The organism is Streptomyces hygroscopicus subsp. hygroscopicus, from assembly GCF_030269125.1.
Taxonomy (GTDB): domain Bacteria; phylum Actinomycetota; class Actinomycetes; order Streptomycetales; family Streptomycetaceae; genus Streptomyces; species Streptomyces hygroscopicus_C.
On record NZ_BSSM01000013.1, the window covers coordinates 168,212 to 182,893 of the forward strand.

Below are 14,682 nucleotides of genomic sequence, written 5' to 3' on the forward strand. Positions count from 1 at the left end.
GTAGGGTCGTTGTGCATGAAGCTGGCGTTCTCCACCCTCGGTGTCCCCGGCCTGCCCGTCCCGGACGTCCTGGCGCTCGCGTCCGCGCACGGCTACCACGGTGTCGAACTGCGCGCCCACCCCGAGGAACCGGTCCACCCCGGCCTCTCCCCCGCCGAACGCGCCGAGACCGCCGCCCTGTTCCGGAGCGCCGGCGTCGAGCCGCTGTGTCTCGCCGGGTACGCGCGGGTCGCCGCGCCCGGGGACGACTCCGCCGTGCTCGCCGAGCTGCGGGCGCTGCTCCAGCTCGCCCATGATCTGGAGGCGCCTTTCGTCCGCGTCTTCCCCGGCGGTCGGGCCGACCGCGAGGAGGCCGACGCCATCGCGGCCCGGCGGCTCGGCACCGCCGCCGAGGACGCGGCCGCGCTCGGGGTGCGCATCCTGCTGGAGACCCATGACTCGCACCGCACCGGCGCCGACGTCATCCGGGTGCTGGGTCCGGTGGGACACCGGCAGGTGGGGGCGCTGTGGGACGTGATGCACACCTGGCTGGGCGGCGAGCAGCCCGCGCAGACGTATGCGGCGCTCGCCCCGCACCTGGGATACGTGCAGGTCAAGGACATCACGTCGGCCGAGGACACCACCCCGCTGCCGCTCGGCGCGGGCGTGCTGCCGCTCACCGAGTGCGTGGACGTGCTCTGCCGCGACGGCTGGGACGGCTGGCTGTGCTGGGAGTACGAGAAGCGGTGGTACGAGCAGGCCGCCCCGCTGCCCGGCCTGCTCGCCGCGGGCCGCGACCACCTCGTACGGCTGCTCGGCGAGGCGGCGTGAGCCGGTCCGGCGAGCCGCGCGGGCCGGGCGTCCGCCCGGCCCGCGCACCCGGTGCCGGCGGGGGCTCAGCGGCCCCCGCCGCCTGAACCCCGCCTGCCGCCCGAGCCGTCGTGCCCGTCGCCGTATCCACCGTGGTGGTCGCCGTCCGGCGGGGCGCACGTCACGGTGTTGGTGACGGTCGGGTGCTGGTGCGGCCCGGTGGGAGTCAGCAGGGCGCCGAGTCCGGCGGGCTGGGAGCCGTCCGGGTAGCGGTGGCCGTCTACGTCCCACACCTTGTCCACGGTGAGGTCCGCGGGCTCCTCCCCCGCCGCCCCGGTCCGCCCCCGATTCCTCGCCGGGGGCGGTGCCGGCCGCGGCCGGCACCGCCCCGCCGGGCTCGCGGTTCCAGCGTCCCGGAGGGAGCCGGGCTAGTACGTCAGGCCGTGCCCGATCGGGTACAGGACCCGCGTCGGGTCGTCGGCCCGCTGCACCGGCACCGGCAGCCTGCCGCGGGGGCTGACCCGGCCCGCGATCACCCGTGCGGCGGCGCGGAGTTCGACGTCGGTCCAGCAGTACGACGCCAGGCAGGCCCGGACCGAGGGGAGTTGGGCCACGTCGTACGGGTTGCGCACGGCGAGCGCCACCACCGGCTTGCCGGTGGCCGACAGCCTTTCCACCAAGGTGCGTTGGGAGCTGCCCGCCGTCACGTTGTAGGTGGCGACCACCACCGCGTCGGCGTCCCGCGCGGCGGCGACCGCCTTGTCGACGGTCGCGGCGGAGGGGCTCGTACCGGTCGACAGCGCGGTGGCCGTGAAGCCCGCCTCCGTGAGGGCGGCGGCCAGTACGCCCGTCGGCGGGCCAGTGGTGCCGGACGGGGAGGCCGGGTCCGCGCCGACGACGAGGAGGCGGGGCTGCCTGCGGCGGTCGAGGGGAAGCGTCGCGTCCTCGTTGACCAGCAGGGTGGTGGTGCGCTCGGCGATGCGGTCGGCCGTGGCCAGGTGGGACCTGGTGCCCACCACCCGGTCCACGCCCGCCCGGTCCACGTACGGCTCGCCGAAGAGGCCGAGCCGGGACTTCATCCGCAGGATGCGCAGGATCGATTCGTCGAGACGGGCCTCGGTCAGCTCGCCGTCCTGGACGGCCTTCAGCACCGCGTGCCAGGCCGTGTCGATGGACGGCGGGTTGAGCAGCTGGTCCACGCCGGCCTTGAGCGCGAGCACCGGCACCCGGTCGTCGCCGTACTTGGTGCGCACGCCCTCCATGCCGAGCGAGTCGGTGATCACCACGCCGTCGTAACCGAGTTCGCCGCGCAGGATGCCGGTGAGGATCGGCTCGGACAGGGTGGCCGGGTCGCCGGAGTCGTCCAGGGCCGGGAACTGGATGTGCGCGGTCATGATCGAGTCGATGCCCGCCGCGATGGCCGACCGGAACGGCACCGCGTCCAGCTTCTCCCACAGCTCACGGCTGTGCGTGATGACCGGGAAGCCGTAGTGGCTGTCGACGGCGGTGTCGCCGTGCCCCGGGAAGTGCTTGGCCGTGGCGGCGACCCGGGAGGACTGGTAGCCCTTCACCTCGGCCGCGACCAGCTCCGCGACGGCCGCCGGGTCGGCGCCGAAGGAGCGCACGCCGATGACCGGGTTGGCCGGGTTGACGTTCACGTCGGCGTCGGGCGAGTAGTCCTGGTTGATGCCGAGGGCGCGCAGTTCGGCGCCCGAGATGCGGCCGAGGGTGCGGGCGTCGGCCGCCGAGCCGCCCGCGCCGATCGCCATGGCGCCCGGGAAGAGCGTGGCGGGCTCGCCCACCCGGCACACCGCGCCGTGCTCCTGGTCGGTGGCGATCAGCATCGGCAGCCCGCGCGGCTGCTCCAGGGACGCCCTCTGGATGCCGTTGGACAGGTCCGCGATCTGGTGCGGGTTGCGGGTGTTGTGGGCCCAGGTGAAGTAGATGATCCCGCCGACCCGGTACTTCGCGATCAGCTCGGCCGCGGTACGCACGCCCAGCTCGCCGAGGTTGGCGTCGATGTCGGCCTGGTCGGGAGCGGTGGCGGAGGCGCCGTAGACCCGCATCACGAAGAGCTGGCCGACCTTCTCCTCCAGCGACATCCCGGAGATCAGCGCCTTGAGGCGGCGCTCGTCCGCGGCGGCGGCGCGGGCGGTGGCGGGGACGGTCAGCGCGGCGGTGAGGCCGGCGCCGGCGGCGAGGACCGTACGGCGGGACAACCGGGTGCCGCCCTCCCCGCCCGCCGTGTTTCCCGTGTCTCTCTTGCTGGTGTCGCTTCCCGTGCTGGTGTCGGGCACGTGCGCTCCTTCCCAGAGGAGAACTGCTGAAGGAAACTTCCAAGGAGTCACCAATATCCGGGAAGTTTCTTTCCGTCAAGGGAGCGCACAGAGGCCGGCGTGTCGGTGGAGCCGGTCGTTCAGCAGAGGATCCAGCCGGAGCTGACGGTGCCGCGGCCCACCGAGCCGCGGATCCACACACAGCGGTGACCGGCGTGCACGGTCACCGGCCCGGCCTGGCGGGTGTAGCGGCCGGCGTCCTCGGCCGGGCGGCTGCCGCGGGCCTGGACGCTGACCGACATCGCGCGGACGGGGCCGGGCCGACGGGCGAGGGTCATGGCGCAGACGTAGTCGCCACGCCGGTAGACGCGGGTGACGCCGGAGGCGAAGGAGAGGCTTCTGACCTGGGTCCCCGCGCAGCCGCTGGGCGTGGCCTGCGCGGTGCCCGCGGCCGCGAAGGCCAGCAGTCCGGCGGCGGCCAGCAGGACCGGGCCGAGCGAGAGACGCCGGCGTATCGCACCACTGTCCACGTGCATGTCCTCCCCGAGAACGCGGCCGGGCCGTCCCCCGGCGGCCGTACGGATGTACGGACGCGGGGGTGTGACGGATGGTTGCACGGTCGTCAGCGACGCGACCCGGCGCGCACCCGTCGGGGGGACCCGGCCGCTCAGCGGACCGCGCCCACCGGCTCCTCCGGTTCGGAGCGCCCGGCGAAGGTCCGCCACAGCTCGGCGTACCGGCCGCCCAGGGCCAGCAGTTCCTCGTGCGTGCCGTCCTCGGCGACCCGCCCGTGGTCCATGACCACCACCCGGTCCGCACGGGCGGCCGTGGTCAGCCGGTGGGCGACCACCAAAGTGGTGCGCGCGTACGCGCTCCCCGAGGGGTGGTGGTCGGGCGAGGGGCCGGCCGTACGACGGCCCGCCAGCCGGTCGGTCGCCTGGTTGACCTGGGCCTCGGTGGCGAGGTCGAGCGCGGCCGTGGCCTCGTCCAGGAGCAGGATGTCGGGGTCGACCAGCTCGGCGCGGGCGAGCGCGATGAGCTGGCGCTGGCCCGCGGAGAGGTTGCGGCCGCGCTCGGCGACCTCGTGGAGGTAGCCGCCGTCGAGGGTGGCGATCATCTCGTGCGCGCCGACCGCCCGCGCGGCCGCCTCCACCTCGGCGTCGGTGGCGTCGGGGCGGCCGTAGGCGATGGCGTCGCGGACGGTGCCGGGGAAGAGGTACGCCTCCTGCGGGACGACACCGAGCCGGTGCCGGTACGCGGTGAGGTCGAGGTCGCGCAGATCGGTGCCGTCGACCGTGACCCGCCCGGCGGTGGGGTCGTAGAACCGGGCCACCAGCTTGACCAGCGTGGACTTCCCGGCACCGGTCTCGCCGACGAAGGCGACCGTCTGCCCCGCGGGGATCGTCAGCTCCACGTCGGCGAGGGCCTCTTCGCCGTCGCCGTACGCGAAGTGCACGTGCTCGAAGGCGATCTCGCCGCGCAGCGACCGTACGTCCCGCGGCTGTTCGGCCGCCGCGGTGGACGTGGGCTCGCGCAGCAGTTCCTGGATGCGGCCGAGCGAGACGGTGGCCTGCTGGTAGCCGTCGAAGACCTGGGACAGCTGCTGGACGGGGGCGAAGAAGAGGTCGATGTAGAGGAGGTAGGCGACCAGGGCACCGGTGGTGAGGGTGGCGGACTCCACCCGGCCCGCGCCCGCGATCAGCACGGCGGCCGCGGCGGCGGAGGACAGCAGCTGGACGAAGGGGAAGTAGATCGAGATCAGCCACTGGCCGCGCAGCCGGGCGGCGCGGTAGCCGTCGCTGCGCTCGGCGAACCGCCGCCCGCCGTCCCGCTCGCGCCGGAACGCCTGCACGATCCGCAGCCCGGACACCGACTCCTGGAGGTCCGCGTTGACCGCCGAGACGCGCTCGCGGGCGAGTTCGTACGCCTTCACGCTCGCCCGGCGGAAGAAGAAGGTGGCGACGATCAGCGGGGGCAGCGTGGTGAAGACGACGAGGGCGAGCTGGACGTCGATCACCAGCAGGACGACCATGATGCCGAAGAAGGTGACGACCGACACGAACGCGGTGACCAGGCCGGTCTGGAGGAAGGTGCTCAACGCGTCGACGTCGGTGGTCATCCGGGTCATGATCCGGCCGGTCAGCTCGCGCTCGTAGTAGTCGAGGCCGAGCCGCTGGAGGTGCGCGAAGATCTTCAGCCGGAGCGTGTAGAGGACGCGTTCGCCGGTACGGCCGGTCATCCGGGTCTCGCCGATCTGCGCGGCCCACTGCACCAGCACCACCAGCAGGGCGAGCAGCGAGGCCGACCAGACGGCGCCGATCGCCAGCTTGGTGACGCCCGCGTCGATGCCGTGCCGGATCAGCACCGGCAGCACCAGGCTCGCGCCCGCGTCCACCGCGACCAGGAGCAGACTGACCAGCAGGGGCAGGCCGAAGCCGCGCAGCAGGCGGCGCAGGCCGTAGGAGTCCTCGGGCCGCACCGCCTGCTCCTCGTCGACGCCGGGGGTGTCGGTGGCCGGGGGCAGCGCGTCCACCTTGGCGAGGAGTTCGGGGGTGGCCGGGCTGCCGGACAGCGCCATGTCCCTGGGCGCGCGGTCGCCGGTCCACAGCCGGGGGGTGACGCCGCGCTCGGCGTCGTACTCGGCGTCCAGCTCCTCGCGCAGGCTGTCGTCCTCGACCGGCTCGTCCGGCAGCGCGTGGCCCGGGGAGACGCCGCCCAGCTCGTCCGGGTCGGTCAGCAGCCGGCGGTAGAGGGCGCAGCGCCGCTGGAGCTCCTCGTGGGTGCCGAGGTCGGCGAGCCGGCCGCGGTCGAGCACGGCGATGCGGTCGGCGAGGTTCAGGGTGGAGCGGCGGTGGGCGATCAGCAGGGTCGTACGGCCCCGCATGACCTGCTTGAGGGCCTCGTGGATCTCGTGCTCGACCCGGGCGTCCACGGCGGAGGTGGCGTCGTCCAGAACCAGCAGGCGGGGGTCGGTGAGCAGGGCGCGGGCGAGCGCGACGCGCTGGCGCTGGCCGCCGGAGAGGGTGAGGCCGTGCTCGCCGACCTTGGTGTCGTAGCCCTCGGGCAGTTCCCGGATGAAGCGGTCGGCCTGGGCGGCGCGGGCGGCGGCCTCGATCTCCTCCTGGGTGGCGTCCGGGCGGCCGTAGGCGATGTTGGCGCGGACCGTGTCGGAGAAGAGGAAGGAGTCCTCCGGGACCAGTCCGATCGCGGCGCGCAGCGAGGAGAGGGTCAGCTCGCGGACGTCGTGGCCGCCGATCAGGACGGCGCCGTGGGTGACGTCGTAGAAGCGCGGCAGCAGCAGGGAGAGGGTGGACTTGCCGGAGCCGGAGGAGCCGACGACGGCCAGCGTCTCGCCCTGGCGTATCTCGAAGCTGAGCCCGTCCAGGACCTTGGCGTCGCTGTCGTACCCGAAGGACACGTCGTCGAACTCGACGGTCGCGGGCGCGTCCGCGGGCAGCTCCCTGGTGCCGTCCCGCATGGTCGGCTCGGTGTCGATCAGTTCCAGGACGCGCTCGGTGCCGGCGCGAGCCTGCTGACCGACGGTGAGGACCATGGCGAGCATGCGGACCGGGCCGACCAGCTGGGCGAGGTAGGTGGAGAAGGCGACGAAGGTGCCCAGCGTGATGTGGCCGCGCACCGCGAGCCAGCCGCCGAGGGCCAGCATGGCGACCTGGCCGAGCGCCGGGACGGCCTGGAGGGCGGGGGTGTACCTGCTGTTCAGGCGGATGGTGCGGAGCCGGCCGGCGAACAGCTTGCGGCCGACCGCGCGCAGCTTGCCGGTCTCCTGCGCCTCCTGCCCGAAGCCCTTGACCACGCGCACGCCGCTCACCGCGCCGTCGACCACGCCCGCGACGGCGGCGGCCTGGGCCTGGGCGTACCAGGTGGCCGGGTGCAGCCTGCTGCGGCTGCGCCGGGCGATCCAGCCGAGCGCGGGGGCGACGGCGAGGGCGACGAGGGTCAGCGGCAGCGACAGCCACGCCATGATCACCAGGGAGACCAGGAAGAGCAGGACGTTCCCGATGGTCATCGGAAGCATGAAGAGCAGGCCCTGGATCAGCTGGAGGTCGCTGGTGGCGCGGCCCACGACCTGCCCCGTCGACAGCTCGTCCTGGCGGCGGCCGTCGAGGCGGGTGATCGTGTCGTACATCTCCGTCCGCAGGTCGTGCTGGACGTCGAGGGCGAGTCGGCCGCCGTAGAAGCGGCGGATGTAGGTGAGGCCGTAGACGAGCAGGGCGGCGGCGACGAGGGCGCCGGCCCAGGGGGTCATGGAGCGGGTGTGGGCGCCGATCACGTCATCGATGATCACCTTGGTGATCAGGGGGACGACGGCGGTGACGGCCATGCCGGCGAGCGAGGAGCCGAGGGCGAGGAGGACGTCCTTGGGGTAGCGCCAGGCGTAGCCCGCGAGTCGTCGTGCCCATGCCCGTTGTGGTTCCACGCGGTGCCTCCCGTTCGTCGTACTTTTCCGGAAGGCACCAACGCGGGCGGGAGCGGATTTCATCCCTCCGCAACAAACGGTCGTCAGACGCGTACCCGCAGGTAGTAGAACCGGGTCGTCTGGACCGGGTTCTGGTTGTCGTCGCTGACCAGGAGGACCTTCAGGCGTCCGGTGTGGTCACGGCCGGTGACGGTCATGCCCTCGATGTTGTCGAGGAGGGGGTTGGGCTGGGGCTGCTTGGCGGTGGCGCCGAGGGAGGGGCAGGCCGCGATGTCGGCGAGGAGCGTCTTCCTGATCACGCGGACAGCGGGCTGCCCGGTGAGGTTCTCGATGCCGCTGGTGTCGGTGGCGTGGCGCGGGTCGGCCAGGTAGAGGCGGACCGTGTTGCCGACGCCGGGGGTGAAGCCGCGCTCCAGGACGAGGAGCCGGCCGTCGGGCGTGGCCTGCACCTCCGGGACGCCGAGTCCGGTGTCGACGCGGTAGGCGTACTGGGCGGCGAGCCGGAAGTGGTCGCCCTCGGTCCGGGTCCAGGTCTGGAAGCGGACGAGGTCGGCGGCGTCGCCCGCGATCGGGTCCTCCATGGACGCGAGGAGGGTGTGGCCGCCGGGCAGCAGGGTCAGGCCCTCGAAGGTCTGGTTGCGGGTGGCGCGGCCCGCGGGGGCGACGAGGAGGGAGGGCGGCACGGGGAGCCGGTCGAGGATCTCGCCGTCGCGGGAGTAGCGGCGCACGGACGGCTCGACCTCGGAGGTGATGAGCCGGGTCCCGTCGCGGTCGATGGCGAGTCCCTCGGAGTCCAGGTCGGCGCCCGTCTCGTCGGCGAGGTGGACGGCGGACCGGGGCGCGAGGGTCCTCGCGTCCAGGTCGAAGAGGGAGGACCGGTCCTCCAGGGCGGCGAGCGAGCCGTCGCGGTCGACGGCGAGGGCGGAGAAGTTGCCCACGAAGGTGCCGTCGTACGTCGTCTTGTCGAGCGCGTCGGAGAAACGGCTGAGGGAGACGGTGGACGAACAGGCGTGGTCCGCCGGGGAGTCGGCGGGCCGGGCGGCGGCGGGCCCGGCGGCGGTCAGCGTGGTGGCGGCCGCCAGGCCGGCCGTGACGGTGGCGATGACATGTCTCAGGCGCATGGTCGATCACGTTAGCGGTGAGTCAACGACGCGCGGGGGGCTTTGCGTTGGCTTCGCGCCGAACCGTCGAGGGGGTCGGATCGCGGTGGCGGCCGGACCGTCCCTACCGGTCGGCGGGCGTGGCGACGAAGGCCTCGCTCGGCTTGCTGGTGGGGACGTAGAGCGCCGTCGTGGCGGTGGTCGGCACGAGGTCCCTGTGGATGACCTTGGCGACGTTCTGGATGGTGGTGACGCCGTAGTCCATGGTGCTGTTGTCCTGGGTCAGCACGGACATCATGTAGTCGTGGCCGCCGCCGTTGAAGGTGCCGAGGCTGTGCACGCGCCAGCCGTGCGTGGAGCGCTGCAGCCAGCCGTTCTTGACGTGCACGGAGACGGTGGAGGGGGCGCCGGCGGGGGTGCCCCAGCGCTGGGAGGAGACGACCTGGCCCATCAGCTTCAGGATGTAGGCACGGGAACTGTCACTGAGCACGCTGTTCTTGGCGGTGACCAGCTGGAGCAGCTTCTGCTCGTCGGTGACGTTCTCCTGGGTCAGGCCCCAGTAACCATCCGTGCCCGGCACAGTCCTGGTCATGCCGGCGGCGGCCAGGAAGCCCTTGATCTTCGTGAGGCCCAGCTGCTTCCACAGCTTGCTGGTGGCGTCGTTGTCCGACTTGGTGATCATGGCCGTGGCGAGCGACGTCTCGGTGCTGGTCAGATACCGGTTGTGCTTCTTGGCGTCCCACAGCAGCGTGGCGAGCACGGTGACCTTGACGGTGCTGGCCGAGTCGTAGGCGGTGGTGGCGCGCAGGGTGCAGGTGGTCTTGGTGGAACGGTCGTACAGGCCGACGGCGACGGTGCCCTTGCGGTTGGCGAGCGCCGCGGTGATGTCCTTCGTCAGCTTGGCGGCGAGGCCGGCCTTGCCCGACGTGCAGCTGACGGCGGGCGTGGTCGCGGCGGCCGGGGCGGCCGCCGCGAAGGTGGGTATGAGCAACGCGGCACCGAGCGCCGCCGCCGACGCCTTGGCGCGCCGGCTGAAGCGGTGGGTCATGGAGGGGTCCCCCTGGGAACGACGTGTGAACGCACCCCTTGCGGGCACTTACGGCCCTTTGACTCGCAGGGATGGTCGGAAGTTGCACACATGTTCTCAAGGCGAGTGTTCCAACTGACCAACGGCTGGCAATGCTTCGTCCATGCCGGAGCAGAACGAATCCCCCTACACCAGGTCGGGCCGCCTCTTCGCCGCCCTCGCCGTCCTGCGCCTCGCGGCGGGCACGGACACGACACCGGCCACCCCGGACGACCACTCCCCCAAGGACCACCCCCAGGGCCGCATAGACCGCCTCGCCCTCAAACCCGCGCCGTACGACCTCCTCACCAGGTCCCGCACCGGCGCCCATTGGGCCGCGGCGGCCGAGGCGTTCCGCCGCATCCCGGACTTCCTGGACACGGGCCCGGCCGTCACGGGACCCATGACGGAGAAGGGGCTGGTGGAGCACAAGGCGGGGTACGAGGACCAAATGGCACTGTTCCGGGAGAAGTTCCCGGACCTCCCGCTCTGACCGCCCGATCGGCCGCGGACCGGACGGCGGGCCGTGCCCGGTCCCGCCCGTCGGTCACCTCGTCACCCGCCTCGGCGTTTCGCCCGCCGTGACGACCTCTTTCCCGTCCCCCTCGTCCTCCGCCCCGGGGATTCTCGTCCGGGAGATCTCCGGCCGGCCCAGGTGCGTCGGTGCGAACATCCGCAGGACCGCCGGGAGTACGACCACCGAGGGGCCCGGGGTGGACAGCGCCCGGGTGAGGTCGGGTTCCAGGGTCTCGGGCGTCGTGAGGACGCCGGGGACGCCGAAGGACTCCGCCAGGGCCACGAAGTCGGGGCGGGTCAGTTCCGTCGCCGTCGGTTCACCGAAGGCGTCCGTCATGTACTCGCGCAGGATGCCGTAGCCGCCGTCGTCGACGATCAGCCAGGTGACCGGGAGGTCGTGCTGGCGGGCCGTGGCCAGCTCGGCGACGGAGTAGAGCGCGCCGCCGTCGCCCGAGACGGCCAGTACCGGCCGGGTGGGGTCGGCCACCGCCGCGCCCAGGGCGGCCGGGAAGGCGTAGCCCAGGCCGCCGGCGCCCTGGGCCGAGTGCATCGCGTTCACGCCCCGGGGGTCGAAGGCGGACCAGGCCCAGTAGGACAGGATCGTCATGTCCCAGAAGGAGGGGGCACCGGAGGGGAGCGCCCGGCGGACGGCGCTCAGGACCTCCTGCTCCAGCGTCAGTTCCTGGGACGCGATGCGTTCCGAGACCCGGGACAGGACGTCCCGTACGCGCTCCGGCGCCGAAGGGTCCGTCCGCTCCCGCGCCGTCTCCAGCAGCGCCTGCAACGCCAGGCGCGCGTCCGCGTGGATGCCGAGGGCGGGATGGTTCGACTCCAGCTTGCCGAGGTCCGCCTCGACCTGGATCATCCGGCCGCGGGGCTCGAACGTGTGGTAGTTCGAGGAGAGTTCGCCCAGGCCCGAGCCCACCACCAGCAGGACGTCCGCGTCCTCCAGGAAGTCGGTCGTGTGCCTGTCCTCCAGCCAGGACCGGAGGGACAGCGGGTGCTCCCACGGGAACGCGCCCTTGCCGCCGAACGTCGTCACCACGGGCGCGTCCAGCAGCTCCGCCAGCCGGAGCAGCTTGCCCGAGGCGTCCGCGCGGACGACGCCGCCGCCCGCGATGATCGCCGGGCGGGCCGCGCCCGACAGCAACTCCGCCGCCACCGCCGTCAGTTCCGGCCGCGGCACCAGGTCGTCCGGCGTCGCGTCCAGCGCCGTCACCACCGGCAGCGACGCCGGGGCCAGCAGGACGTCCTGCGGGATCTCCACCCACACCGGGCCGTGCGGGGCCGTGAGGGCCGACTTCCACGCCGCGGCGATCGCCGAGGGGATCTGGGACTGGGCGCGGACCGTGTGGACGGACTTCACCACACCACGGAACGACGCGGCCTGGTCCGGGAGTTCGTGGAGGTAGCCGTGGCGGCCGCCGCCCAGGCCCGCCGTCGGGACCTGACTGCCGACGGCCAGGACGGGGGCGGAGGCAGAGGCCGCTTCCTGCAACGCGGCCAGGGACATCAGCGCGCCCGGACCCGTCGAGAGGAACAGCGGGGCCGCCTCGCCCGTCATGCGGCCGTACGCGTCCGCCGCGAAGCCCGCGTTGTTCTCCGTCCGCAGGCCCACGTAGCGGAGCGAGGAGCGCCGCAGCGCGTCGAACAGACCCAGCGCGTGCTGGCCCGGCAGGCCGAAGACGGTCGTCGCGCCCAGCCCGGCCAGGGTCTCCACGACCAGGTCCCCGCCGTTGCGGCCCGGAGGAGGACTGAGCGCGGCCTCCCGCTGGGCGGCGGTCGGGCGGAGCACCGGGGCGTGGTCGTGCGTCACGCCGGTTACGCGTCCTTCCGGGCCGCCGCGATCTGCCGGGACATGATGGTGGTCAGTTCGTAGGCCGTGTGGGAGGCCGCCACGGACGTGATCTCGGCGTGGTCGTACGCCGGGGCCACCTCCACCACGTCCGCCGAGACCAGGTTGCAGGACGCCAGCCCGCGCAGGATCTCCAGCAGCTCGCGCGAGGTCATGCCGCCCGCCTCGGGCGTGCCCGTGCCGGGGGCGTGCGCCGGGTCGAGGCAGTCGATGTCGATGGAGATGTACAGCGGGCGGTCGCCGATGCGCTGGCGGAGCTGGTCGGCCACCTCGTCCGCGCCCCGGCGGTAGACGTCCGCGGAGGTGACGATGCCGAAGCCCATCTTCTCGTCGTCCGTCAGGTCCTGCTTGCCGTACAGCGGGCCGCGCGTGCCCACGTGCGAGAGGGCGGAGGTGTCGAGGACGCCCTCCTCCACCGCGCGGCGGAACGGCGTGCCGTGGGTGTACTCGGCGCCGAAGTAGGTGTCCCAGGTGTCCAGGTGCGCGTCGAAGTGGAGCAGGGCGACGGGGCCGTGCTTCTTCGCCACCGAGCGCAGCAGCGGCAGCGCGATGGTGTGGTCGCCGCCCAGCGTCATCAGGCGGGCGCCCGTGCCGAGCAGGTCGTCGGCCGCGGCCTCGATCGTCTCGACGGCCTCGTTGATGTTGAACGGGTTCACCGCGATGTCGCCGCCGTCCGCCACCTGCGCGAGCGCGAAGGGCGACGCGTCCTGCGCGGGGTTGTAGGGGCGCAGCAGCCGGGACGCCTCGCGGATGGCGTTGCCGCCGAAGCGGGCGCCCGGCCGGTACGAGACGCCGGAGTCGAAGGGCACGCCCACCACGGCGACGTCGGCGGTGCCGACCTCGTCCAGGCGGGGCAGCCGGGCGAAGGTCGCGGGACCGGCGTACCGCGGGACGCGGGAGGAGTCGACGGGGCCGCGGGGCGTCTCGTTGCTGCTCATTGCGTGTGCCTTCTTTCCTGCGTGGCTGCCGCGTGGGGCGGTTTCCCGGGATCGACCCTAGGTGGCCCGACGGACACCCCGAAGTGTACTTTTCATCCATACATGAGGTCTGTAGTGAAGGAAGCGCACACCATGGCGGAGACGGGCACCCCGAGCGCGAGCGCCCCGGCTTCGCACGCCCCCGTGCCCCCGACCCCGCCCGTCCCCCTCTCCGCCCTCCTCGCCCGCGACGACCTCGCCCTGCGCCAGATCGCCGGCCCCGCCGGCCCGGACGTCGTCGTCCACTGGGCGCACACCTCGGAGATGGCCGACCCCTTCCCCTATCTCCTGGGCGGCGAGCTGCTGCTCACGGCAGGTGTGCAGATCCCCGACGCCTCGGCGCCCGGGGCCTTCTTCGACGCGTACGTCGCCCGGATCGTCGCGGCGGGCGGCGCGGCCCTCGGCTTCGGGCTGGCCCCGGTGCACGACACGGTGCCGGACGCCCTGGTCACCGCCTGTGACACCCATGGGCTGCCCCTCCTGGAGGTCCCGCCGCAGACCACCTTCTCGGGCGTGGCGCGCGCGGTGTGGCAGCTGATGGCGCGGGCCCGGCTGGCCGAGCTGCGCCGGGTCACCGAGGCACAGCAGAGCCTCGCCTCGGCCGCCGCCCGTCCCGACCCGGTCCCGTCCGTCCTGCGCCGGCTCGCCCAGCGGCTGACCGGCCGCGCGGTCCTGTACGGCCCCGACGGCACGGAGATCGCGGCGGCGGGGCGGGAGCCGGCACCCGCCGTCGGAAAGGCGCTGCGGAACCTGACCGAGGTGGTACGCCCGGCCGGATCGGCCAAGCCCGCCTCCGCCACCGACACCGTCGACGGCACCCACCTGTCCGCCTACGCCCTCGGCCCCGGCGAGGGGTTCGTGCTCGGGATCGCCGCCGGGCGGCGCGAGGGCGGGGACCACACCATCGCCTCGGTGGGCGCGGTGCTGCTGTCGCTGCTCACCGGGGAGCACCACAGCGGGGCGGGGGCGGCACGCTCCTCCGCGCTGGTACGGCTGCTGCTCGGGGCCTCGCCGCAGGACGTCGCGCCGCTGCTCCAGGACGGCGACGGCGACGGCGACCGGATCGTCGTCCACGCGCGGCCCGAACGGCGGGCGCCCGACCCCGTCGCCGCCTCCGCCCTCGGCGCCGCCCTGGGCTCACCCCTGGTCGACCTGGACGGCGAGGTCGTACGGGTTCTCGCGCCCGCCGGCCGGGAGCCCGCCCCGGTGCCCGGCTGGACCCTGGGCGTCAGCGCCCCCGCGGGGCCCGGCGGATGGCCCGCCGCCGACGTCCAGGCGGCCCGCGCCCTGGCCCGCGCCCGCGCCACCCGCGCCCCGCTGGTCCGGCACGGCGCACGGCCCGCGCTGTCCGAGCTGGTGCCCGAGGCGGAGGCGCGGGCGCACGCCCGTACCCTGCTCGCGCCGCTCGCCCCGCGGCCGGCCCTGGTGGACACCCTGCGGACCTGGCTTTCCCTGCACGGCAGTTGGGACCGCACGGCGGTGGCGCTGGGTGTGCACCGCAACACCGTGCGCCACCGCGTCGCCCGCAGCGCCCTGCTGCTGGACGCCGACCTGGACGATCCGGACGTGCGCATGGAGTTGTGGTTCGCGCTACGGCACTCCTGACGCCTGCCGAGCGGGGGGTGACGCCCGTCCCAGCGGGCGAAACCCCGGGGACGCCCGCGC

General features: G+C 73.7%; 10 protein-coding genes and 1 pseudogene. 3 read left to right on the forward strand and 8 right to left on the reverse strand.

The window, feature by feature from the left end:
* Window positions 1–15 precede the first annotated feature (15 nt).
* Window positions 16–810, forward strand: coding sequence for a sugar phosphate isomerase/epimerase family protein (locus QSK45_RS26980; RefSeq protein WP_285561336.1), 795 nt, complete (start codon window positions 16–18; stop codon window positions 808–810).
* A gap of 65 nt (window positions 811–875) precedes the next feature.
* On the opposite strand, the gene QSK45_RS26985 is transcribed toward QSK45_RS26980, so the two are convergent.
* The 6 genes from QSK45_RS26985 to QSK45_RS27010 form a co-directional block, all read right to left on the reverse strand.
* Entirely contained in the window at window positions 876–1,082 is a 207-nt protein-coding gene (locus QSK45_RS26985) for a hypothetical protein (protein ID WP_285561338.1), read from the reverse strand.
* A gap of 135 nt (window positions 1,083–1,217) precedes the next feature.
* Window positions 1,218–3,086, reverse strand: a complete 1,869-nt coding sequence (locus tag QSK45_RS26990; protein ID WP_490993623.1) for a glycoside hydrolase family 3 protein — start codon at window positions 3,084–3,086, stop codon at window positions 1,218–1,220.
* A gap of 119 nt (window positions 3,087–3,205) precedes the next feature.
* Window positions 3,206–3,595, reverse strand: coding sequence for a hypothetical protein (locus QSK45_RS26995; protein ID WP_285561500.1), 390 nt, complete (start codon window positions 3,593–3,595; stop codon window positions 3,206–3,208).
* Window positions 3,596–3,732: 137 nt separating this feature from the next.
* The gene (locus tag QSK45_RS27000; RefSeq protein WP_285561340.1) at window positions 3,733–7,503 is read right to left on the reverse strand and encodes an ABC transporter ATP-binding protein; all 3,771 of its coding nucleotides are present in this window, start codon (window positions 7,501–7,503) and stop codon (window positions 3,733–3,735) included.
* A gap of 83 nt (window positions 7,504–7,586) precedes the next feature.
* The gene (locus tag QSK45_RS27005) at window positions 7,587–8,624 is read right to left on the reverse strand and encodes an esterase-like activity of phytase family protein (RefSeq protein ID WP_285561342.1); all 1,038 of its coding nucleotides are present in this window, start codon (window positions 8,622–8,624) and stop codon (window positions 7,587–7,589) included.
* A gap of 103 nt (window positions 8,625–8,727) precedes the next feature.
* Window positions 8,728–9,651, reverse strand: a complete 924-nt coding sequence (locus QSK45_RS27010) for a serine hydrolase (RefSeq protein WP_285561344.1) — start codon at window positions 9,649–9,651, stop codon at window positions 8,728–8,730.
* Window positions 9,652–9,793: 142 nt separating this feature from the next.
* Here QSK45_RS27010 and QSK45_RS27015 point away from each other — a divergent pair, with 142 nt between their 5' ends.
* Entirely contained in the window at window positions 9,794–10,162 is a 369-nt protein-coding gene (locus QSK45_RS27015; RefSeq protein WP_285561346.1) for a hypothetical protein, read from the forward strand.
* Window positions 10,163–10,321: 159 nt separating this feature from the next.
* On the opposite strand, the pseudogene QSK45_RS27020 reads toward QSK45_RS27015, so the two are convergent.
* A pseudogene (locus QSK45_RS27020) lies at window positions 10,322–12,001 on the reverse strand (thiamine pyrophosphate-binding protein); the annotation flags it as partial.
* A 5-nt stretch (window positions 12,002–12,006) separates the two neighbouring features.
* Entirely contained in the window at window positions 12,007–12,978 is a 972-nt protein-coding gene (speB, locus tag QSK45_RS27025) for an agmatinase (protein ID WP_285561348.1), read from the reverse strand.
* Between the two features lie 132 nt (window positions 12,979–13,110).
* Here speB and QSK45_RS27030 point away from each other — a divergent pair, with 132 nt between their 5' ends.
* Complete coding sequence (locus QSK45_RS27030; protein WP_285561503.1) at window positions 13,111–14,622, forward strand: PucR family transcriptional regulator; 1,512 nt, start codon at window positions 13,111–13,113, stop codon at window positions 14,620–14,622.
* Window positions 14,623–14,682 lie beyond the last annotated feature (60 nt).